Source organism: Oleiphilus sp. HI0043 (assembly GCF_001634935.1).
The window spans coordinates 1-1,388 of sequence record NZ_LWEY01001564.1 but is presented as its reverse complement, the minus strand read 5'-3'; the positions used below and the strand labels follow the sequence as shown (position 1 = coordinate 1,388).

Genomic DNA, 1,388 nt, shown 5'->3' with positions numbered 1-1,388 from the left:
CGCTTACCTTGCCGTGGCTGTACAAAAAACTGTGGAAACTATATGGTTTGTGAAGGCCGTCCATGGAGGACTCTAAGTGACCACAACTAAGTTATCTACCCGACTTTACGATACATCTTATCGAATCGTTGGCATCTTATATCTTGCCTCGGGCCTGTGGTGTGCGATAAATCCCACATTGTCCGCCAGTTTCTTGGGGATAAACTTTCAGAGTGAGATGGGGCTTGCCGAATTCTTTTCTGTCTATGGAGGGCTTCAAGTAGGGATCGGTTGTGCAATGATACTGTCATCATTTTACAAGCCTTACTTGGAAGGCGCCGTCTTTTTCGCAGCGATAGTATCGACAGGGCTAATAGGCTTTAGGTTGATCGCTTTGCCGCTTTTCAGCTCAGACACAAGCTTGTTAGGAATGGCTGTTCTTGAAGCGCTCATTGCTGTGCTGCTTTGGCGGTATTGGTATCTCATGAGGGCTCAGAATATCTTATTGAGATCTAAAATTTCCCGCTAACGGATATCTAAGTTTGTCTGCTTGGAAGGAGGAGCTGAACTCTCGTGATTCCTTATAGTCCGCTAAGTCACCTTTCAGGTGCGCAATTTAGATACGGATAAAACAGCCAGTTTGATCGTTGGCTAAATGATTCAAAATAAGCAAAAGCAACTCTTTCGTATAAACAGATACCGCTAAGTGATGGGCAGATCATAATTGACTTGTTTCATCTGCAGATCATTTGAATTGATTGGTTATTGGCAGGTTTCATATTACATTGCTAACCTTAGAGGATGCCTGAAGCGAAAGGATATCATTTCTTATGAAATATCAAATCATTAAGAATTTGGCTGCCAAGCTATTATTGTTTGCCATATTTTCGTTAGGGTTCACGAATGCGCACCCTCAATCTGTGATTGCATTGACTGCTCCAGAAAATGCCTTTGTTCAGGACATATCAGTCCAAGTATTGAAAAAAGCATACAACAAGATCGGTTATCAAGTAGAAATCCATAGACTTCCAAATGTTCGCTCTTTATTGTCTGCGAATATGGGTATGTTCGATGGGGAGGTATCACGTATTGGCAACCTGCATTCAAGCTACCCCAACTTAAATGCAGTACCTACCGCAATCAATATGATTAATATAATTGCTCTTGGAAAACACAGTAGCGAAAGAGTAAGCAAGATTAAAGATCTTGGGCATGACGTTGTTTGCGTAAAAGGAGTCAAGTTAGTAGAAAAGCTGGTTGAAGATAATAAAATCCAGTGCACTTTTGTTGTTAACACCAATCAAGCTCTCAGTATGGTCGCTCTGGGGAGAGTTAAATACACTTTACTGCCTGAAACTAACGCGTTGAAGGCTCTCCTAACCGAACCCTTCGAGAACGTTAAAATTGTC

The 1,388-nt window shown here is 41.8% G+C and carries 2 protein-coding genes; one reads left to right on the top strand and one right to left on the bottom strand.

The window, feature by feature from the left end; all coding sequences use genetic code 11:
• Window positions 1-303: 303 nt before the first annotated feature.
• Entirely contained in the window at window positions 304-432 is a 129-nt protein-coding gene (locus A3729_RS34280) for a hypothetical protein (protein WP_255374950.1), read from the bottom strand.
• 377 nt (window positions 433-809) lie between these two features.
• On the opposite strand from A3729_RS34280, the gene A3729_RS23300 reads away from it, so the two are divergent.
• The coding region (locus tag A3729_RS23300; RefSeq protein ID WP_231877489.1) for a transporter substrate-binding domain-containing protein at window positions 810-1,388 on the top strand (579 nt) is incomplete at its 3' end.